15 protein-coding genes and 2 pseudogenes are annotated in these 20,678 nt (G+C 70.4%); 10 read left to right on the forward strand and 7 right to left on the reverse strand.

What is annotated here, in order from left to right; translation table 11 throughout:
* Window positions 1–217 precede the first annotated feature (217 nt).
* Both G6048_RS01525 and G6048_RS01530 read right to left on the reverse strand, forming a co-directional pair.
* On the reverse strand, window positions 218–871 hold the full coding sequence (locus tag G6048_RS01525; protein WP_165337571.1) for a CBS domain-containing protein: 654 nt from the start codon (window positions 869–871) through the stop codon (window positions 218–220).
* A gap of 41 nt (window positions 872–912) precedes the next feature.
* Window positions 913–1,377 (reverse strand): Crp/Fnr family transcriptional regulator, encoded by a 465-nt coding sequence (locus G6048_RS01530; protein ID WP_165337572.1) that lies wholly within the window; start codon window positions 1,375–1,377, stop codon window positions 913–915.
* Between the two features lie 194 nt (window positions 1,378–1,571).
* Between G6048_RS01530 and G6048_RS01535 the strand changes: the two genes are divergently transcribed.
* The 7 genes and pseudogenes from G6048_RS01535 to G6048_RS01565 all read left to right on the forward strand — a co-directional run bounded on the left by G6048_RS01535 (window position 1,572) and on the right by G6048_RS01565 (window position 8,377).
* Complete coding sequence (locus tag G6048_RS01535) at window positions 1,572–1,772, forward strand: hypothetical protein (protein ID WP_165337573.1); 201 nt, start codon at window positions 1,572–1,574, stop codon at window positions 1,770–1,772.
* A 125-nt stretch (window positions 1,773–1,897) separates the two neighbouring features.
* Window positions 1,898–2,806, forward strand: coding sequence for a universal stress protein (locus tag G6048_RS01540; RefSeq protein ID WP_165337574.1), 909 nt, complete (start codon window positions 1,898–1,900; stop codon window positions 2,804–2,806).
* 19 nt (window positions 2,807–2,825) lie between these two features.
* A pseudogene (locus tag G6048_RS01545) lies at window positions 2,826–3,005 on the forward strand (ornithine carbamoyltransferase); the annotation flags it as partial.
* A 3-nt stretch (window positions 3,006–3,008) separates the two neighbouring features.
* Window positions 3,009–3,932, forward strand: a complete 924-nt coding sequence (locus G6048_RS01550; protein WP_165337576.1) for a carbamate kinase — start codon at window positions 3,009–3,011, stop codon at window positions 3,930–3,932.
* Between the two features lie 158 nt (window positions 3,933–4,090).
* Window positions 4,091–6,349, forward strand: a complete 2,259-nt coding sequence (gene pflB / locus G6048_RS01555) for a formate C-acetyltransferase (RefSeq protein WP_165337577.1) — start codon at window positions 4,091–4,093, stop codon at window positions 6,347–6,349.
* Window positions 6,346–7,092: a pyruvate formate-lyase-activating protein gene (gene pflA, locus G6048_RS01560; protein ID WP_165337578.1), complete on the forward strand. Its 747-nt coding sequence runs from the start codon at window positions 6,346–6,348 to the stop codon at window positions 7,090–7,092. The genes pflB and pflA overlap by 4 nt, the downstream gene beginning before the upstream one ends.
* A 340-nt stretch (window positions 7,093–7,432) precedes the next feature.
* Window positions 7,433–8,377, forward strand: coding sequence for a DUF3644 domain-containing protein (locus G6048_RS01565; protein ID WP_235989409.1), 945 nt, complete (start codon window positions 7,433–7,435; stop codon window positions 8,375–8,377).
* Window positions 8,378–8,527: 150 nt separating this feature from the next.
* Here G6048_RS01565 and G6048_RS49140 read toward each other — a convergent pair.
* The 4 genes and pseudogenes from G6048_RS49140 to G6048_RS01585 all read right to left on the reverse strand — a co-directional run.
* Window positions 8,528–8,811, reverse strand: a pseudogene (locus G6048_RS49140) (5-formyltetrahydrofolate cyclo-ligase); the annotation flags it as partial.
* Window positions 8,812–8,932: 121 nt separating this feature from the next.
* Complete coding sequence (gene cydD / locus G6048_RS01575) at window positions 8,933–12,427, reverse strand: thiol reductant ABC exporter subunit CydD (protein ID WP_165337579.1); 3,495 nt, start codon at window positions 12,425–12,427, stop codon at window positions 8,933–8,935.
* Between the two features lie 55 nt (window positions 12,428–12,482).
* Window positions 12,483–13,481, reverse strand: a complete 999-nt coding sequence (cydB, locus tag G6048_RS01580) for a cytochrome d ubiquinol oxidase subunit II (RefSeq protein ID WP_165337580.1) — start codon at window positions 13,479–13,481, stop codon at window positions 12,483–12,485.
* Between the two features lie 73 nt (window positions 13,482–13,554).
* A complete protein-coding gene (locus G6048_RS01585; protein ID WP_165337581.1) occupies window positions 13,555–15,096 on the reverse strand; it encodes a cytochrome ubiquinol oxidase subunit I in 1,542 nt (513 codons plus the stop codon).
* Window positions 15,097–15,719: 623 nt separating this feature from the next.
* Between G6048_RS01585 and G6048_RS01590 the strand changes: the two genes are divergently transcribed.
* The 3 genes from G6048_RS01590 (at window position 15,720) to G6048_RS01600 (ending at window position 19,833) form a co-directional block, all read left to right on the forward strand.
* Window positions 15,720–16,550, forward strand: coding sequence for a universal stress protein (locus G6048_RS01590; protein WP_206341028.1), 831 nt, complete (start codon window positions 15,720–15,722; stop codon window positions 16,548–16,550).
* A 127-nt stretch (window positions 16,551–16,677) separates the two neighbouring features.
* Window positions 16,678–19,062 carry a phosphoketolase family protein gene (locus G6048_RS01595; protein WP_165337582.1) on the forward strand — a complete coding sequence of 795 codons (2,385 nt, stop codon included), beginning with the start codon at window positions 16,678–16,680 and terminating at the stop codon, window positions 19,060–19,062.
* A 144-nt stretch (window positions 19,063–19,206) separates the two neighbouring features.
* The gene (locus tag G6048_RS01600; RefSeq protein ID WP_165337583.1) at window positions 19,207–19,833 is read left to right on the forward strand and encodes a hypothetical protein; all 627 of its coding nucleotides are present in this window, start codon (window positions 19,207–19,209) and stop codon (window positions 19,831–19,833) included.
* A gap of 548 nt (window positions 19,834–20,381) precedes the next feature.
* Here the strand turns inward: G6048_RS01600 and G6048_RS01605 are convergent.
* Window positions 20,382–20,633: a DUF2933 domain-containing protein gene (locus G6048_RS01605; RefSeq protein WP_165337584.1), complete on the reverse strand. Its 252-nt coding sequence runs from the start codon at window positions 20,631–20,633 to the stop codon at window positions 20,382–20,384.
* Window positions 20,634–20,678: the final 45 nt, after the last annotated feature.

A 20,678-nucleotide genomic window follows, 5' to 3' on the forward strand; every position in this document is an offset into this window, starting at 1 on the left:
GAGGGGCCGTACGGCCCTATCCGGTTCCGAATGGCCTGACTTCATTTCGCGGGATCACCTGACCCGGGCCGTTCGCGGTGGGCGGCGAGGACGGCGGCCCGCACTTGCTTCGGATTCGGGCTCTGTTCCGTGACGGGGCGTTCCTCGGTCACGTCGACCTCTCGTTCCCCGCTGAGTGACGGACTGACAGGCAGTCCGTGACGACAACTGTCCGTCCCTAGGAACCGCCGTGCTCGGCGAGGTCGAACTCCACGTTCACGACGCCCTCGACGGCCCGGATCAGGCGTGCGGCCACGGGCACCAGGGACGTGTCCCGGATGCGGCCGCTGAGCGTCACGACCCCGTCCCGCACCGCCACGCGTGCGGCTGACGTCGACGCGGGGAAGAGATGGGAGACCACCTCGCGGCGGACCTCCTTCGCGATGTCCTCGTCGTCGCGGAGGAACACCTTGAGCAGGTCGGCGCGGCTGACGATGCCCTGCAGCATGCCCACGTCGTCGACGACGGGCAGCCGTTTGACCTTGGCGTGAGCCATGATCCGCGCGGCCTGCGCGAGCGTCGCGTCGGCTTGGACGGTGAGGACGGGAGAGGTCATCAGCTCCCCGGCGGTGACCGCGCCGGCTTTCGCCAAGTCGGACAGGCGGCGCAGCTGGGTGGCCCGGTCGGGGTCGCTGTCGCGGAACTCCTCCTTGGGCAGCAGGTCGGCCTCGGAGACGACCCCGACGACGCGGCCTTCGCCCTCCAGGACGGGCAGGGCGCTGACCTTCCAGTCCTGCATCATCTGCACGATCTCCTTGAAGGTGGCCTCGCGGCCGATGGCGGTGACCGTGTGGGTCATGACGTCGCTCACGATGTGCGGGCTGCCGTGCATGATGCCTCCTTGGTCAATGCCGCTTCGGTTCGTCGGCGCGGTCACAGGAGGCTGCCGCTGCCGTAGGGGGCGTACAGGTCCAGCAGTCGGGTGCGGGCCGAGCGCAGGCGGTGGGCGAGGACGTCGCCCACCCACTGGGCGACGCTCGCGCCGAGCGCGGGGTCGTCCTTGCACATTGAGCGGATCGCGGTGGCGTCGAACTCGTAGGCGCGCACCGGGCTGGTCGCCTCGGCGCCCAGGTGCCAGGCGGGCGGGGCGAACAGCCAGGACCAGCCGATGAGTTCGTTGTGGCCGAGGGTCTCGATGACGGCCGCCTGGCGGCCGGGCACGTGCATGTCGAGGGCGACGGTGCCGGTACGGATGATCCAGAACCGGTCGGCGCGGCCTCCCTCGTTGAAGAGGCGGGTGCCCTGGGGGAAGGACACCTCCCGGGCGAAGCGCATCAGCCGGTGGCGGTGCTCGGCGGGCAGCGCCTGCAGCATGCCGGCCGTGGCGGGAGCGTTCATGACGTGCCTCCGATCAGGGCGTACGAACCTGCCATGTCCAGCGTGTGCCCGTGCCCCCTCCTGGGCCATGGGCCATCCGGCCCCGTGGCCGGGCCGCCCGGTACCCCGTGAGGGCCCTTGGGCCCCCTGCGCCGGAACGGGCCTGGCGGTTCGATGAAGACGAGAGACAACCCGCTGGAAGGGGGGTGCTCATCGTGGGTACGTCACTGACCCCGGAGTTCTGGAGGCTGTTCGCCGTCCTCCTGGTGATCTCTATGGCGGTCACCTTCGTGCTCAGCGCCGCGCTCGACGCGCTGGTGCTACGGGCACAGCGGCGCCGCATCCGGCGCCGGCCGACGGCCACGCGGACGACCGAGGCGTCCCGTCGACCCGTTCGGCCCCTGGTCCGGCACTGAGCCACAGAAGGAGTGGGGCCGAACGGGCCCAGTGAAGGGCCTGTACGGCCCCTGCGTACAAGACCGTTCGTGCACGACGCTCGAATCAGAAATGCACAACAGGCTCGGACGGAGGAGGCAGCAGCATGCTTCAGCACGTCACCGCGGGAGTCGACGGTTCCACCGAGAGTCTCGCGGCCGCGCACTGGGCGGCCCGGGAAGCCCTGCGGCGCGGAGCCTCGTTGAGGCTGGTGCACGCGTGGAAGTGGCATCCCCGCCCGGCCGCCTCCGTACCGCTGGGCACGAGTGAGCACGAGTGGGCCCAGCAGACCCTGGACCAAGCGGTCGGCAGCGTCCGCGCCGCGCACCCCGGACTGCAGATCGTCGACCAGCTGGTGGCCGACTCCGCGGTCGACGCCCTGCTCGCGGCGGCCGAGGAGGCGGAGCTGATGGTGCTCGGCTCCCGCGGGCTCAGCGGTGTGGCGGGCTTCCTGGTCGGCTCGGTGTCCCAGCGGGTCGTCGCCAGGTCGCCGCGCCCCGTGGTGCTCGTCCGCGCGGGCGAGACCTCCGCCGACGAACACCTTCCGGCACCCGACGGTGTCTCGCCGGAGGAGATCCCCGAGACCCCGTACCGCGACGTCGTTCTCGGGCTGGACACCCGGCGCCCCTGCGACGAGCTGATCGAGTTCGCCTTCGAGGCCGCCCGCCGCTACGGCACCGCACTGCACGTGATCCACGCCTTTAGCGTTCCGTCGGCCGACGGCGCCGACCTTCACGCGGTCACAGGGTCCGGGCCGGAGTTTCTCGCGGCGCAGGAACGCGCCGTCGTCGCGACGCTGCGACCGTGGTGCGAGAAGTTCCCCGGGATCTCCGTGACCGAGACCGTCTCCGAAGGCAGGGCGGCCACCGCACTGGTGCGCGCGTCGTCCGGAGCCTCCCTCGTCGTCGTGGGGCGCCGCACACGCGACGGTCACCTTGGTACGCACATCGGCCCCGTGACGCACGCGGCGCTGCACCATGTCGGCTGCCCCGTCGCCGTCGTACCGCATGCCTGAACCGGTTCCCAAGGTGCTCCTGCCGGCGCCTCGCGACCACCGCACCCGCCTGGACCAGGAACTGCTCGATACGCACGGCCTCGACGGGCCGGAGGTCACCAATGAGGTCTTGCCCCCGCCCACCTACACCGTCTTCGACCAGGCGGAGAACCGGTTGCACACCATCAAGGCTGTGCTGGTCGCCACCCTGGAGGACTGAACCGTGCGCATCGTCATCGCCCTCGGCGGCAACGCCCTGCTGCGCCGGGGTGATCGCCCCGACGCGGCCGTACAGCAGGCGAACATCGACCGGGTGGCCACCGCCGTCGCCGGCCTCGCCCTCGAACACGAGGTCGTCATCACCCATGGCAACGAGCCGCAGATCGGCCTGCTCGCCATGGAGAGCGCGGCCGACCCGGTCCTGACCACCCCCTGTCCGCTGGACCTGCTCGGCGCCCAGACCGAGGGCCTGATCGGCTCGCTGCTGGTCCGCGCCCTGCACGACACGCTGCCCGGCCGCAAGATCGCCGCACTGGTCACCCACACCCTGGTACGGGCCGACGATCCGGCCCTCGCGCGGCCCACGAAGCGCGTCGGCCCCGTGTACCCCCGGGACGTCGCCCGCTCCCTGGCGCGAAGGCGCGGCTGGCACATCGCCAAGGACGCCACCGGGTGGCACCAGGTCGTCGCCTCCCCCTCGCCCGAGGGGATCGTGGAGACCGAGACCATCCACGACCTGCTCACCTGCGGCGCGCTGGTCATCTGCGCCGGCGGCGGAGGCGTCCCCGTCACCGCCGACCACGACACCGGTGCGCTGACCGGCGTCGAGGCGGTCGTCGACAAGGACCTCACCGCCGCCCTGCTAGCCGAGGAACTCAAGGCCGACTTCCTGCTCATCCTCACCGACGTACCGAACGTCTACACCGACTACGGCACCCAGCACCAGCACCCCGTCCTCGACGCCACCCCCGGCGACCTGCGCCGTGGCGGCTTCCCCGACGGCTCGATGGGACCCAAGACCGAGGCCGCAGCCCGGTTCGTCGAGCGCACCGGCGGCCTGGCCGCGATCGGTGCCCTCGACGCGGCGTACGAGATCGTGCACGGGAGGTCGGGGACGCTCGTCCGCCCCGATCTGTCCATCGGCTGAAGTCCGTCAGGGCGGGGCTGGTGGGCCGAACGGCCCCATGGCCCGGGGACGGACGGCACCGTTCGCAGGCCCTGTCCGGCACTGCCCGCAAGCACGGCGGAAGACAAGTATTGGCAGTGAGAGACGCACGCATGCGAACAGGGAGAGGACACCCGGCGATGACCACAACGGTGACAGCTGGCAGCCGAAGGGCCGAGGCATGGCGAGGCTTCGCCGGGACACGCTGGCGCGACCGCATCGACGTACGCGACTTCATCCAGGCCAACTACACGCCGTACGAGGGTGACTCGGCGTTCCTGGTCGGTCCGACCGAGCGCACCCTCACGGTCTGGCGCAAGGTCAGCGCGCACTTCCCCGAGGAGCGGCGCAAGGGAATCTTTGACGTCGACCCGAGTAACCCGTCGACGATCACCTCGCACCGGCCGGGCTTCATCGACCGCGACCGCGAACTGATCGTCGGCCTGCAGACGGATGCCCCGCTGCGGCGGGCGATCATGCCCAACGGCGGGCTGCGCATGGTCGAGAGCAGTCTGAAGGCGTACGGCTACCAGGCCGACCCCTTCGTCACCCGCGTCTTCGGCACCTACCGCAAGACCCACAACGACGGCGTCTTCGACGCGTACACCCCCGAGATGCGCGCCGCCCGCAAGGCCGGGATCATCACCGGCCTGCCGGACGCCTACGGCCGCGGCCGGATCATCGGCGACTACCGGCGGGTCGCGCTGTACGGCACCGACTGGCTCATCGAGTCCAAGCGGGCCGAGCGCGCCTTGCTGGACGCGCGGCCCTCCAGCCCGGATGTCATCCGCGATCGTGAGGAACTGGCCGAGCAGATACGGGCGTTGGGGGAACTGGCGGAGATGGCGGCCTCGTACGGCTGCGACGTCTCCCGCCCCGCCGCCACCGCCCACGAGGCCGTGCAGTGGCTCTACCTCGGCTTCCTGGCCGCGGTGAAGGAGCAGAACGGCGCCGCGATGTCGCTGGGCCGCACCTCCACGTTCCTGGACGTCTACGTGCAGCGGGATCTGGAGGAGGGCCTGATCGACGAGACGCGGGCCCAGGAGCTGATCGACGACTTCGTGATCAAGCTGCGGATCGTACGGTTCCTGCGCACCCCGGAGTACGACGCGCTGTTCTCCGGCGACCCGACCTGGGTGACGGAGTCCATCGGAGGCATCGGTGGCGACGGGCGCACGCTGGTCACCCGCACCTCCTACCGCTTCCTGCAGACGCTCTACAACCTCGGCCCGGCACCCGAGCCCAACCTCACCGTGCTCTGGTCGCCCGGGCTGCCGTCCGGGTTCAAGGAGTTCTGCGCGCAGGTGTCCATCGACACCAGCGCCGTGCAGTACGAGTCCGACGAGCTGATGCGGCCCCGGACCGGCGACGACACCGCGATCGCCTGCTGCGTGTCGGCGATGACGGTGGGCCGGCAGATGCAGTTCTTCGGCGCGCGGGTGAACCTGGCCAAGGCCCTGCTGTACGCGATCAATGGTGGCCGGGACGAGGTGACCGGTGAGCAGATCGCCCCCGAGGCGCCCCCGCTGACCAGCGAGTACCTGGAGTACGGGGAGCTGTCGGCCGCGTACGACCGGATGCTGGACTGGCTGGCGGCCACGTACGTCAACACGCTCAACGTCATTCACTACATGCACGACAAGTACGCCTACGAGCGCATCGAGATGGCGCTGCACAACCACCCGGTGTACCGCTACATGGCCTGCGGCATCGCCGGACTGTCGGTGGCCGCCGACAGCCTCTCCGCCGCCAAGCACGCGCGCGTGAAGGTCATCCGGGACGACACCGGCCTGGCCGTCGACTACGAGACCGAGGGCGAGTTCCCCGCGTACGGCAACAACGACGACCGTGTCGACTCCATCGCCGTCGACCTCGTGAAGTCCTTCATGTCCAAGGTCAGCCGCCACCCCACCTACCGGAACGCCGAGCACACCCAGTCGGTGCTGACCATCACCTCGAACGTGGTGTACGGCAAGCACACCGGCAACACCCCCGACGGCCGACGCGCCGGAGAGCCCTTCGCACCCGGCGCCAACCCGATGAACGGCCGCGACCGGCACGGAGTGGCCGCCTCCGCTCTCTCGGTGGCCAAGCTGCCGTACGAGGAGGCCCGCGACGGCATCTCGCTGACCACGACGATCACCCCCGAGGGCCTGGGGCATAACCCGGCCGAGCGGCCGGGCCACCTGGTCGGCATCCTCGACGCCTACATGGCTTCCGGCGGCTTCCACATGAACGTGAATGTCCTGGACCGGGCGACCCTGGAGGACGCCATGGAACACCCGGAGAAGTACCCGGAGTTGACGATTCGGGTCTCCGGGTACGCCGTCAACTTCGTCCGTCTGACCCGCGAGCAGCAGCTCGACGTGATCAGCCGCACCTTCCACGGATCGCTGTGAACACCACGACCAAGCCGGTGACGGGCCGGATCCACTCCTGGGACCTGTCCACGGGAGTGGACGGTCCCGGGACCCGGTTCGTGCTCTTCGTCAACGGCTGCCCACTACGCTGCCTGTACTGCGCCAATCCGGACACCTGGCACATGCGCGACGGGCGGGAGGCCACGGTCGACGAGGTGGTGGCAGAGATCGAGAAGTACCGGTCCTTCATCAACACCGCAGGTGGAGGGGTGACCCTCACGGGCGGCGAGCCGCTGCTCCAACCCGCCTTCACCGCCTCGGTCCTGCGCCGCTGCAAGGAGGCCGGACTGCACACCGCTCTCGACACCTCCGGCTTCCTGGGCGCCCGCGCCACCGACGAACTCCTCGCCGACACCGACCTGGTCCTCCTGGACATCAAGTCCTTCGACGTCCGCGCCTACCGGAAACTGACTGGCGGCGAACTCGCGCCAACCCTGAACTTCGCCACGCGCCTGGACCGTCTCGGTAGCCGGATGTGGATCCGCTACGTCCTGGTCCCCGGCTGGACCGACGCCCCGGAAGCCGTCGACGGCCTCGCCCGCTTCTTGGCCGGCCTCGGCAACGTCGACCGCGTGGAGGTTCTGCCGTTCCACAAACTCGGCGCCGCGAAATACGACGCCCTCGGCCTGCCCTTCCCGCTTCGGGACACCCCGAGCCCGGGGCCCGAACTGGTCCGGCGGGTCCGGGAGCAGTTCCGGGAGCGGGGTCTGACGGCGTTCTGACCGGGAGGCATGGCACACCCTCCGCGGGAGGCAGCGCGACCTGTGGGTGCGCATTGATTCCCTCGTCGTCACCGGGCGCCGTATCACGGTGTGACAAGGGCCGCTTCCGGCGCGGCCGGGACCGACGGCTCCTCGCTCACCGCCCTCATCCGGCTGAGGATGGACTCCTACCGCACGACCGCTGCACCAAGCGCAGAGGTCCACTTGGAGATCGACACGTCCAGGTAAATGATCTTGTGCCCGATGATGCCCATGTCTCCCCTGACAAGTCGTGAGGATCCTGGTTGTCCCGAGGTGGCCGTAAGTGTGATCCTTCCTATGAACGCGAAGGACGCACGACATGGCATACGCCCGTTGGCACCACATCCTCATGGAGTCGCAGCGCCACGCCCTGAAGGCAGTTGACGAGTGGAACTGCTCAAGTGGCAACTACTGCGACTTCCTCACGCACATGCACAAGGCGTGGCACTACTTGCTTCATGCGGAGTTCCATAAGGTCAAGATCGACTATCACTACGTCGATTCCACCTCCGGCAAGCACGTTCTGAGCGATGGAGAGCCGAAGGCGTGGGATCTGGAGTGGTGCCTGAAGCAGCGCTACCCCAACAGCGCCGACCCGGTTCGCCTGAACGCCGAGCTCTTCGTGGCGCTCCGCAACAAGGTGGAACACCGGTACGAGCACAACCTGAAGATCGCCACGGGTGGCAAGGCGCAGGCGCTCGTCATGAACTACGAGCAGGAGATGGTGGACCACTTCGGCTCCAAGTGCAGCCTCGCCGATCGGCTTCGTTTCCCGATTTCCCTCCAGACGCTCACAGCCGAGGGGCGCGAGCAACTCCAGGCGGCAGCGAGGAAACTCCCAAAGCAGACCCGCGACCTCGTGGCAAAGTTCGAGGCAGCCATCGACCCGGCCGTCTTGGAAGACCTTAAGTACGACTACCGCGTCCGGCTCGTACCCATCGTCGGGTCGAAGACGGATGCCGACCTGGCGATCAACTTCGTCAAGCTCGACGACCTGACTGAGGAGGAGCGCAAGACCATGGTCGAGGCCGGACGCCTCGGCACGGTGATCACCAGGGTCAAGCACGTCGAGGTGGCGGACAAGGACAAGCTGCTTCCGGGGCAGGTCGCTCGCCTCGTGGAAGAGCAGCTTCCCTTCGAATTCCATATCCAGCCGGAGCACACGGAAATGTGGAGGCGGCTCGGCGTGCGGCCCACCCAGAGTGGTGCCGACCCGTACGACACCGACCCCCGGTACTGCGTCTACGCAAGGAGCCTCGCATGAAAACGCTGGTCGCCACGCCGAAGCAGGCGGGGCCGCCCGTGGAGGAGAGTGACCCCTACTCGCAGAGTAAGAGCGCATGAACAACATGGAGCGCCCGACCACGGGGGAAGGTCGGGCGCTCTCGGTGTTGGAGTCTAGCCACAACGGATGGCGCGCAGCCAGCACCGGAATCGCGGCGATCTTCTCTGACGTCAGGTCGTCCCAGACCAAGCCGCGCGGACGTCGGCGGTTGGGGCAGGAGATCACCTCGTTGGGCGTGACGATGTAGTCCACCGAGAAATCGTGCTCGGTCTCGGGGATGCCGTCCCCGATGACCCGGAGCTGGTGCACGAGCGCAACGATCACGGTCGTCTCAGTGACCAGGTCGGCTTCGATGAGGACCGCGACTTCAAGGTCGGAGTCCCGGCGCCCTTGTCGATGCGCGCACCTGAGCGTGGACGCTCTTGCCGTCTTTCAGGGCACGGACACCGAGGACGTGCCAACAGCGTGGCGGCGACGCACAGGAGACGTCGGTGCCTTGGACTGGCGTCGGCCTCGACGGGAGGGTGGAGGCGCTCAGGCGGCAGCTCGCGCGGGTTCGGCTGCCTGCTCCCGCTCGGCCGTCCGCCGCAACGGGCCCGGTACGGCCATGAGTTGGGCCCAGGTGCCACGCTGGACCACGCGGCCGTGGTCGAGGACGACTATCTCGTCGACGTCCTCAAGTCCCGCCAGCCGATGGGTGATCAGCACGGTGGCGCGGTCTCGCGTGGCCGTGAGGAGGTCGGTCGTCAGTGCGTCGGCGGTGGGCAGGTCAAGGTGTTCGGCGGGTTCGTCGAGTACGAGGACCGGGAAGTCGGCGAGCAACACGCGGGCCAGGGCGAGGCGTTGGCGCTGGCCTCCGGAGAGGCGGGCGCCGTGCTCGCCGACCGGGGTGTCGAGGCCGGCGGGCAGGTCCCGTACCCAGGCGTCGAGCCGGGCCACGGCGAGCGCCGTCCACAGATCAGCGTCGGTGCACTCGGGGCGGGCCAGACGGAGGTTCTCACGGAGGGTGCTGTCGAACAGGTGCGCGTCCTGGGCGCACAGGCCCACGACACGTCGTACGTCGTCTCCGGCCAGGCGGGTCGCGTCGGTCCCGGCGAGGGTGTAGGTGCCCGCCGCCGGATCGAGGAAGCGGAGCAGGACGTGGGCGAGGGTGGTCTTGCCGGAGCCGCTCGGCCCGACGACCGCGATCCGGCGACCGGGGGAGAGGTCCAGGTCGATGCCGCTGAGCGCTGGTTCGCGGCCGCCGGGCCAGACGGCGGTCAGCCCGTGCAGTCGAAGGGGCAGAGACGGCTGGGGGAGCGGGGCCGGGCGCTCGGGGTCGCGGACCGCGACGGGAGCGTCGATGACGTCGACGACCCGTTCCGCGGCTCGCCGGCTGCGCTGCCGTACCTGGGCGGCGGCCGGGAGTCCGGCGACCGCCTCGAAGGCGGCGAGCGGGGTGAGGATCAGTACCGCGAGCAGAACCCCGTCCAGTCGGCCGGCGGCCACCGCCTGGACGCCCACGGCCGCGCAGACGGTGGTCGTGAGCCCCGCGAGCAGCGCCACGAGCCCGGAGCCGAGCCCCGCGGTGGCGGCCGAGCGGGCGGCGATCCGGGTCAGGCGGCGGTCCGCGGAGCGAACGGCGGCCAGTTGCCGGGGCAGTGCCCCGGTCACGGTGAGCTCGGCGGTACCGGACAACGCGTCCAGGACGGTGGTCGCCAGCTCGCCGCGGGCCGGTGCCTGGAGGCGTTCGGTACGGCGAGAGGTGGTCGCGGTCAGCAGGGGCACGCCGACGCCCGCGAGCAGCAGTCCGGTGGCGAGCACGATTCCGGCGGCGGGCAGCACCGCGCCCAGCAGGGCCGCGGCCGCCGTTCCCACCAGCGCCGCCGCCGCGGCCGGGAGGCGGAAGCGCAGGAGGTGGTCCTGCACGGAGTCGACGTCGGTGACGAACCGGGAGAGCAGATCCCCCTTCCGGTACAGGCGCAGTCCGGACGGAGCCAGCCGCTCCAGACGTCCGTACACGGCGGTGCGCAGGGTGCCGAGACCGCGCAGTACGGCGTCGTGGGCCACCAGCCGCTCGGCGTAGCGCAGGACGCTGCGTCCGATGCCGAAGGCCCGTACGCAGGTCACCGCGACCATCAGGTGCAGCACCGGCGGCTGCTGGGAGGCGCGCGAGATCAGCCAGCCCGAAGTGCCCATGAGCGCGACGGCACACCCGAGGGCGAGTGCGCCGAGCACGACAGCCAGGGCGAGGCGAGTGCGTATGCCCCCGGTGACGGTCATTCGTACAAGTCGGCGCAGCGGGGAGCCCGTGGAGCCGTTGGGAACGAGGCCCGGGGCGCTGGGTTCCGTCCGCTGTTGCGACGTCTCGGCAGGGAGACCCACGGACACCGGCCCGGCTGACTCACCCGTGCTCTCCTTGCCGGCGGCCGGGGCCCGGAGGTCCACGCACCGGTCCGCGAGGGCCGTCAGCGCCGGGCGGTGGGAGGTGAGGATCACCGTGCGGGTGGCGGCGAGGCGGCGGACGGAGTCGGCGATCGCGGACTCGTTGCCAGCGTCGAGATGGGCGGTCGGTTCGTCGAGGAGGACGAGCGGGCGGTCGGCGAGGAAGGCGCGTGCGAGGGCGACGCGTTGGCGCTGGCCGGCGGAGAGGCCGGTGCCGTTCTCGCCGAGGGCGAGGTCGTCGGGGAGATCGAGGGCGTTCGCGTCGCGCAGGGCCCGGCGTACGTCCGCGTCGGTGGCCTCGGGCCGGGCGAGCCGGACGTTGTCGGCGACGGTGCCGGCGATGAGATGCGGGTGTTGCGGGACCCAGGCGATCCTGCGGTGCCACAGCTCGGGGGCGATGTCGGTGAGGTTCCGGTCGCCGACGGTCAGGGTTCCGGCCGTTGGGGCGGTGAAGCCGAGCAGGACGGACAGGACGCTGGTCTTGCCGGCGCCGGAGGGGCCGGTCAGGGCGACCGTCTCGCCGGGGCGGACCGTGAAGGACAGGTTCTCGACGGCGGGCGCGGGGCGGCCCGGGTGGGTCACGGTGAGGTTGTTGACGGTGATGGGGGTGGTGGAGAGGTCGGGTGCGTCGGCGTCGCCGCGCCGGGGGAGCGGGGTCTCCAGGACGTCGAAGATCTTTCCGGCGGCGGTGAGCCCTTCGACACTCGCGTGGTAGTGGACACCCACCGCCCGGATCGGGGCGTACGCCTCCGGTGCCAGGACCAGCACCAGCAGACCGGTGTACAGGTCGAGTCCGCCCTCGACCATCCGCAGTCCGATGCTCACCGCGACGAGTGCGACGGACAGCGTGGACAGCAGTTCCAGGGCGAAGGAGGAGACGAACGCGATGCGTAGGGTGCGCAGGGTCGCCCGGCGGTACTCGTCGGTGATCCGCCGTATCGCTGCCGCCTGCGCCCTGGCCCGCCCGAAGACCTTGAGCGTCGGCAGGCCCGCCACCACGTCCAGGAAGTGGTGCGAGAGCCGGGACAGAGTTCGCCACTGACGGTCCGTGTGCGCCTGCGTGGCCAGTCCGATCAGCACCATGAACAGCGGGATCAGCGGCAGCGTCGCCGCGATGATCGCCGCCGAGAGCCAGTCCGCGGTCACGATCCTCGCCAGCACGACGACCGGGACCACGACCGACAACGCCAACTGCGGCACGTACCGCCCGAAGTAGTCGTCGAGCGCGTCCACCCCACGCGTGGCGAGTGTGGTGAGCTGACCGCTGCGCTGCCCGGCCACGAAGTCCGGTCCGAGCGCGGTCGCGTGTTCCAGCAGCCGCCCGCGCAGCTGCGACTTCACGGCCGCCGAGGCGCGGTGCGCGGCGGACTCGGTGAGCCAGGCGACCGCGGCCCGCCCGAACGACACGGCGGCCAGCAGGAGCAGAGGGCCTTGCAGAGAACCCAGGTCCCGGCCGTCTTCGAAGGCGCCGACCACCACCTCGGCGATGACCGCGGCCTGGACCACGAGCAGCCCCGCGCCGATCGTGCCCAGGGCCACCGAGGCGGCGAGAAAGAGCCGGGCGGCACGCGCGTGCCGCAGCAGCCGCGGGTCGACGGGTTTCATCGCGTGTGTGCCTTTCGGGCTCTGAGGACGCTGGTGCTCTGGGGCTCGGAGGTTGTCAGGCGGCCGGGATGTGCTCGACACCGATGCGCTTGCGGAACACCCAGTACGTCCAGCCCTGGTAGAGCAGCACGACCGGCGTCATGATCGCCGCCACCCAGGTCATGACCGTCAGCGTGTACGTGGACGAGGAGGCGTTGCTCACCGTCAGACTCCATGCCGTGTTCAGGCTGGACGGCATCACGTCCGGGTAGAGCGCGAGGAAAAGCATCGCGACGGCCCCGGCGACGGTGACGCCGGAGAGGGCGAACGCCCAGCCTTCGCGGGCCCGTTGGTTCGCGGCGAGCGCGCCGAGCAGGGCGACGACCGTGAGGACGAGCGCGACGAGGCTGCGGACGTTGCCGCCGCTGCCCTGGGTCCACAGCAGGAAGACCAGCGCGAGCCCGGCGGTGGCGAGGCCCGACCGGCCGGCCAGGGTCCGGGCCCGGTCGCGGATGTCGCCGCGCGTCTTGAGCGCCGCGAACACCGCGCCGTGGAAGGTGAACAGGGTGAGGGTGACGAGGCCGCCGAAGAGGGCGTACGGGTTGAGCAGGTCCAGGACCGTACCGGCGTACTCGCCCTCGGCATCGATCTTCACGCCGTGGACGATGTTCGCGAAGGCCACGCCCCACAGGAACGCGGGCAGCAGGGAGGTCCAGAACAGGGCGTGCTCCCAGTTGCGCTTCCACTGGGCGTCGTCGCGCTTGCCGCGGTACTCGAAGGCGACGACCCGCACGATCAGGCAGACCAGGATGGCCAGCAGCGGCAGGTAGAAGCCGCTGAACAGGGTGGCGTACCAGACCGGGAACGCGGCGAAGGTGGCGCCGCCTGCGGTGAGCAGCCATACCTCGTTGCCGTCCCAGACCGGGCCGACGGTGTTGATGAGCACCCGGCGTTCGGCCTCGCCGCGGGCGAGCAGCTTGGTGAGGATGCCGATCCCGAAGTCGAAGCCCTCCAGGAAGAAGTAGCCGATCCACAGGACGGCGATCAGGGCGAACCAGGCGTCGTGCAGCTCCATGGCCGTGTCTCTCTCCGTCTCTCCGGAAGTCTCAGACGGTCGTCAGAAGGTCTCGGAAGATCTCAGCGGGTTCTCAGTAGGCGAAGGTCATCGGGCGGTCGGTGTCCTCGTCGGCGGCCGGGCCGCGCAGCGAGGGGACCTCCGGCGGCGGCAGTTCGTCGACGGGGCCGGCCTTGGCGTACTTGACGAGCAGCCGCACCTCGACGACGGCCAGGACGGCGTACAGGGCGGTGAAGACGCTCAGCGAGGTGATCTGCTCGGCGACGGAGACGCTCGGCGAGACCGCGTCGGCGGTGGTCATCAGCCCGTACACGCTCCAGGGCTGGCGGCCCATCTCCGTGAAGATCCAGCCGAAGGAGTTGGCGACCAGCGGGAAGCCCATGGTGAGGACGGCGAGCCGCCAGGCCCAGGTGTTCAGGGTCGGGCCCAGCTCACGGTTCGGGGTGAGCATCAGCAGCGGGATCTCGTCCTCGCCGCGCCGTTTGTCGGCGGTCAGCCACCGCTTCCTCCGGGTCAGCCACAGCCCGGCGAGGCCGATCGCGAAGGAGACCATGCCGAAGCCGATCATCCAGCGGAACGACCAGTAGGCGGTGGGGATGCTGGGCTTGTAGTCGTCGGCGAGATCGCCGTACTTCGCCCTCTCCAACGCTTCGACGGTGTTGATGCCGGGCACCGCCGAGGTGAAGTCGCCCTTGGCGAGATAGGACAGCACCCCGGGTATCTCGACCTCGACGGTGTTGCGGCCCTCGTCGACATCGCCGTACGCGAAGAGGGAGAAGGGCGCCGACTCCTCCGTCTCCCAGAGGGCTTCGGCGGCGGCCATCTTCATGGGCTGCTGCTCGTACATCACCTTGGCGAGCGCGTCGCCGCTGACCGCCGTGCCGAGACCGGCGATGACGACCGTGACCAGGCCGAGGCGCAGCGAGGTGCGCATGGCGGCGATCCGGCCGGGAGTGTCCGGCTTCGTGGCCTTCGACGCGCGGCGCAGCTGGTACGCGGCGATGCCGATCATGAAGGCGCCGCCCGTGAGGAAGGTCGCAGTGAGGGTGTGGAAGACGACGACCAGGGTGGTCTTCTGGAACAGCACGGCCGCGATGTCGTTGAGCTCGGCGCGGCCGGTGACTTCGTTGACCTCGTATCCGACGGGGTGCTGCATCCAGGAGTTGGCGGCCAGGATGAAGTAGGCGGACAGGAAGGTGCCGATCGCCACCAGCCAGATGCAGGCCAGGTGGATCTTCCGGGGCAGCTTGTCCCAGCCGAAGATCCACAGTCCGATGAAGGTGGACTCGAAGAAGAACGCGAGCAGCGCCTCCATGGCGAGCGGGGCGCCGAAGACGTCACCGACGAACTTCGAGTAGGCGGACCAGTTCATGCCGAACTGGAACTCCTGCACGATGCCGGTGGCCACGCCCATCGCGACGTTGATCAGGAAGAGCTTGCCCCAGAAGCGGGTGGCCTTGAAGTACTTGTCCTTGCCCGTGCGCACCCAGGCGGTCTGCAGGCCCGCGACGAGGAAGGCCAGGCTGATGGTGAGCGGGACGAACAGGAAGTGGTAGACGGTCGTGATGCCGAACTGCCATCGGGCGACGGTCTCCTGAGCCAGCGCCAGCTCCACGGCGGGCCTCCTCGTGTACGGGGTCGCACGCACCCCGGGTTCGGGGGCAGGCAGAGGGAAATGGCCAGACCGGCCACCGAGGGCGCCGGCCCGTGGACGACACCCTCGCGGGCGGGCGTACCGCCAGGACAGCGCCGTACGGTCCTGCCACCGGGGCCGAACGGCCCACAGTCCCGGCCGTCCTCTGGGCCTAATGGCACTGCAGGGCTCACGGCTTCCGGGCGGACGCCCCACCGCTACGGGACGTCGTGCCCCGGCTCGACCGGGGCCGGTCGCATGGGCCCGACGCCGGGGTGCGCCAGCCGGGCAGCGTAAGCCCGTAGACGCTGCGCCCACCGCTCATCACCGGCCGCACCCCCCCCGTTGAGCGGAAGCCGAAAAGGCCCGCACCGCCTTCGCCGCTTGTTCCTGGCTGGGACCGTACGGCCCTGCGACAAGGGGCCGTACGGCGCGTCGGCGGGTGCCCACGGCCCCTGCCCCGCGAGTCCGCCGCCGACGAGCATCGTCAACGGACCCACCGTGGGAACCGGTCGAGCCGACCGGCGGCCAACTCGCCACCGTCCTCAGCCCCTTCCCGCCGAACACCCCGAGCACCCGAGCACGGAACAGAAGGGAACAGCACCATGACGCTCCACTACGTGGCCGTCGGAGTGGACGGCTCGCTCGTCGCCGTACGGGCGTTGGACCGGGCCGCGGACGAGGCGGGGCGGCGTGGTGCCGCGCTCCACGTCGTGTACGCCGTGCCCGACAGTGACGAGGCCGGACCGATCCTGGCGTCGGCCGCTTCCCGGGTCCGGGAGCGTCACCCCGGCCTGCCGGTGGTGGCGTCGGCCGCGGAAGGCGGTGCCGTGGGGGCGCTGGCCCGCGAGAGCGAAGGCGCCGCGCTCACCGTCGTCGGCGCCCGCGGGCTGGGCGGGCTCACCGGTCTGCTGCTCGGTTCGGTGAGCCGGCGTCTGGCCGCGCACGCGCACGGTCCGCTGCTGGTCGTACGCGGTGACCATGCGTGCGGGGACGGCGGCGACGTGCTGCTCGGCCTGGCCGACGACAGCGACGCGGACGTGGCTGCCTACGCCTTCCAGGAGGCGGAGCGGCGCGGCGCCCGACTGTGCGTCCTGCACTCCTGGACCCACCGGCACGTCACCCCCGAACTGCCCTCGCTCGTGCCCGCGACGAGCCCGGGACAGCGGCAACTCGCCCAGCAGGAGCGGACCGAGGAGGCCGTGCCGCGTTTCGTCATGGCCCGGCTGCGGGAGCAGCACCCCGAGGTCGGAGTCGAGACCCGCACGGTCCGCACCGACCCGGCGCAGGCACTGCTGGAGGCCACCCACGAGGCCGCCGTCGTCGTCATCGGCGCCCACCGCCGCACCAGCCGCCTCGGCCCGCAGCTGGGACCGGTCGCGCACACCCTGGTGCACCGCTCCCACTGCCCGGTGATCGTCGTGCCGACCGGGTGAACGGCACCACACGCTCCGAGGGATGGCCCGGTCGGCCCTGTCGGGTACCCGGTGGGCGGACGGAGAGTGGGGAGGTGCGGACCGGCATGTACGCCGCCCCACACCCCGACCCGGAAGGGAATCCCCTATGTCCGTCGACACGCAGCAGGCGCCCGCCCGGCTCACGGACGACGAGCTGAGGACGCTGGACGCCCACTGGCGCGCCGCGAACTACCTGTCCGTGGGCCAGATCTACCTCATGTCCAACCCGCTGCTGACCGAGCCGCTGCGCCCCGAGCACGTCAAGCCGCGGCTGCTCGGCCACTGGGGCACGTCCCCGGGCCTGAACCTCGTCTACACCCACCTCAACCGCGTCATCCGGGCCCGCGGCCAGGACGCCCTGTGCATCTGGGGCCCCGGACACGGCGGTCCCGCCGTGGTGGCCAACTCCTGGCTGGAGGGTTCGTACACCGAGACATATCCGGACATCACCCGGGACGCGGCCGGGATGGCGCGCCTCTTCAAGCAGTTCTCGTTCCCCGGAGGGATCCCCAGCCACGTCGCGCCCGAGACGCCGGGCTCGATCCACGAGGGCGGCGAACTCGGTTACTCCCTGTCGCACGCCTACGGCGCCGCCCTGGACAACCCCGACCTGCTGGTCGCCTGCGTGATCGGCGACGGCGAGGCGGAGACCGGCCCGCTGGCCGCCTCCTGGCACTCCAACAAGTTCCTCGACCCGGTCCACGACGGGGCCGTACTGCCGATCCTGCACCTCAACGGGTACAAGATCGCCAATCCGACGGTGCTGGCCCGGCTGCCCGAGTCCGAACTCGACGCGTTGTTGCGGGGGTACGGCCACGCCCCGATCCACGTCACCGGTGACGACCCGATGACCGTGCACCGTGCGATGGCCGCCGCCATGGACGACGCCCTGGAGCGCATCGCGCTCATCCAGCGCACCGCACGCGAGGACGGCGTCGCCGAACGGGCTCACTGGCCGGTGATCGTGCTGCGCACCCCGAAGGGCTGGACCGGGCCCGCAGAGGTCGACGGCCTCCCCGTGGAGGGCACGTGGCGGGCACACCAGGTTCCCCTGTCCGCCGTCCGCGACAATCCCGAGCACCTGCGGCAGTTGGAGAGCTGGCTGCGCTCGTACAGGCCGGAAGGGCTCTTCGACGAGCACGGTCGCCCCCGCGAGCAGGTGCTGGCCTGCGTGCCCGAGGGCGCCCGGCGCCTGGGAGCCACCCCCCACGCCAACGGCGGGCTGCTGCTGCGCGAGCTGCCCCTGCCGGAGCTGGACCGGTACGCCGTTCCGGTCGACAAGCCCGGCGTGACGCTGCACGAGCCCACCCGGGTCCTCGGCGGTCTCCTGGAACACGTCATGCACCACACCAGCGGCCGCCGCGACTTCCGTCTGGTCGGCCCGGACGAGACTGCCTCCAACCGGCTCCAGGCCGTCTTTGACGCCAGCGGCAAGGCCTGGCAAGCCCAGATGCTCCCGGTCGACGAGCACCTGGACCGGCACGGCCGGGTGATGGAGATCCTCTCCGAACACACCTGCCAGGGCTGGCTGGAGGGCTACCTGCTCACCGGCCGGCACGGGCTGTTCTCCTGCTACGAAGCCTTCGTGCACATCGTCGACTCCATGGTCAACCAGCACATCAAGTGGCTGCGCGTCACCCGCCGACTGCCCTGGCGCGCCCCCATCGCCTCCCTCAACTACCTGCTGACATCCCACGTATGGCGCCAGGACCACAATGGCTTCTCGCACCAGGACCCGGGCTTCATCGACCACGTCCTCAACAAGAGCCCCGAGGTCGTACGGGTCTACCTGCCGCCGGACGCCAACACCCTGCTGTCGGTCGCCGACCACGTGCTGCGCAGCCGCGACTACGTCAACGTCGTGGTCGCCGGCAAGCAGCCCTGCTTCGACTGGCTCACCATGGACCAGGCCCACGCCCACTGCGCCCGGGGCGCCGGGATCTGGGAGTGGGCCGGCACGGAGAGCGGCGAGCGGGATCCGGACGTGGTGCTGGCCGCCGCCGGTGACGTGCCCACCCAGGAGGTGCTGGCCGCCGCGCGACTGCTGCGCACCCATCTGCCCCAGCTGGCCGTCCGGGTCGTCAACGTCGTCGACCTGGCCAGGCTGCTGCCCGCCGAGGAACACCCGCACGGCATGCCCGACGCCGAGTACGACGCGCTGTTCACCCGCGACAAGCCGGTGATCTTCGCCTACCACGGGTACCCGTGGCTGATCCACCGCCTCGCGTACCGCCGGATCGGCCACGCGAATCTCCACGTGCGCGGCTACAAGGAGATCGGCACCACGACCACACCGTTCGACATGGTCGTCCGCAACGACCTCGACCGCTACCGCCTGGTCATGGACGTCATCGACCGCGTCCCCGGCCTGGCCGTACGCGCCGCCCCCGTACGGCAGTTGATGGAGGACACCCGGCTGCGCCACCACGACTGGATCCGTGAACACGGCACCGATCTGCCCGAGGTCGCCGACTGGACCTGGGACGGCTGAACGGACTGGCAGAGACGGGACGTTCGGCCCAGTTCTCCGGGCCTGGCAGCCCCTCCGAACTCCCTTGGCGGAGCGGGACATTGGAGACGCAACGAGAGTCGTCCGACAACCTGCGCGTCGCACCCCTTGAAAGGGATGAGCATCATGGCAGTCCACAACCACCCGCAACGGCACCCGGGATTCCACTTCCCGTCCCTGCGCAGGACCCGGACGGCGGCACCCGAGTCCGCCGACACGACCACCGCGGCGGCGACGGCGACCCGCGCACACGTCTTCGCCGGGCTCCGCGTCCTGACCGGGTTCGTCTTCCTGTGGGCGTTCCTGGACAAGACCTTCGGCTTTGGCTACGCGACCCAGTCCGGCAACGGCTGGATCGACGGTGGCTCGCCGACCAAGGGCTTCCTCAGCGGCGTGGCCGTCGGGCCGATGGAGTCCACCCTTCACGCCTGGGCGGGCGATGCCTGGGCGGACTGGCTGTTCATGCTCGGTCTGCTGGGCATCGGGCTCGCCGTCACCGCCGGCATCGGGCTGCGGCTCGCCGCCGTCGCCGGGACCACGATGATGGCGCTGATGTGGATCGCGGAGTGGCCGCCCGCCAAGCACCTGTCCGATGGCGCGGCAAGCATGTCGACGAACCCGTTCGTCGACTACCACCTCATCTACGCCGTCGTCCTGATCGCCCTCGCGGCCGTGGGCGCCGGCGCCACCTGGGGCCTGGGCAGGGCGTGGGCGCGGCTGCCGTTCGTCAGCCGCAACCGCTGGCTGCTCTGACCTCCGCACCCCATCGGACCGGGGCACCGCCGCAGGACATCGGCGGTGCCCCGGTCGTTTGTGCCGCCCACAGCGCTTCGTGACCGAGGGCCGGGACAGGTACTTATCGTCGCGGTTACGGACAGGGTTGGCGCCTGTCCGTTGTCCATTTCCTCGCCTTGCTGTCGCAGGAAGAACGTGGGGTACAGCCCGTCATGAGCGGGGGTGTGTTTCGTACATGCGGACCGCGACCATCAGGCCGGAGGCGGCGGTGAGGGCGGCGACGGACCAGATGTTCAGCGGGCATCGGTCGGCAGCTTGCCTGGCCGCAGAGATGCGAAGCCTCCTGCGCAACCCGGCTGGAGGGATCGGCCTGCCGCTGGTCTCATGGGAGCTCGATCGGCGGTCGGCCGCCGTCGGCCGCGGGCCAGAGTGTTCATCCGGCGCTGGTAGGTCGCCGTGTCGATCCGGCCGTGCTGGCGGCCAGGATCAGTACGCCGATCCCGATGGCTACGGCGGCGCTCATGGCGTTCTCCTCGCCGTGGCCGTGGATGCCGGTATCCGGCCGGTCAGCGCCGGCCGGATCCGGGGTGCTGGTGCTGGTCGTGCTTGTGCAGCGGGTCGTCGTCCCGGTCGTCGCGGCTGTGACCGCCGTGCGTGTCCTGGCCGTGCATGCCGCGCATCATGAAGAACATCATCAGCGGGCAGGCGGCCACGAGGGCGAGCCAGACGAGGCTCTCCAGCGAGGCGCCGACCATCAGGGCTCCGACGACGACGATCGCGGCGGCGAGCGCGTACATGCCGTAGTTGCGCTGGTTCATCACGAGCCTCCTTCAGCAAAGGACAGAGGCCGCAGCCGGTGCGGC

The organism is Streptomyces ureilyticus, from assembly GCF_011045025.1.
In the GTDB taxonomy this organism is placed as follows: domain Bacteria; phylum Actinomycetota; class Actinomycetes; order Streptomycetales; family Streptomycetaceae; genus Streptomyces; species Streptomyces ureilyticus.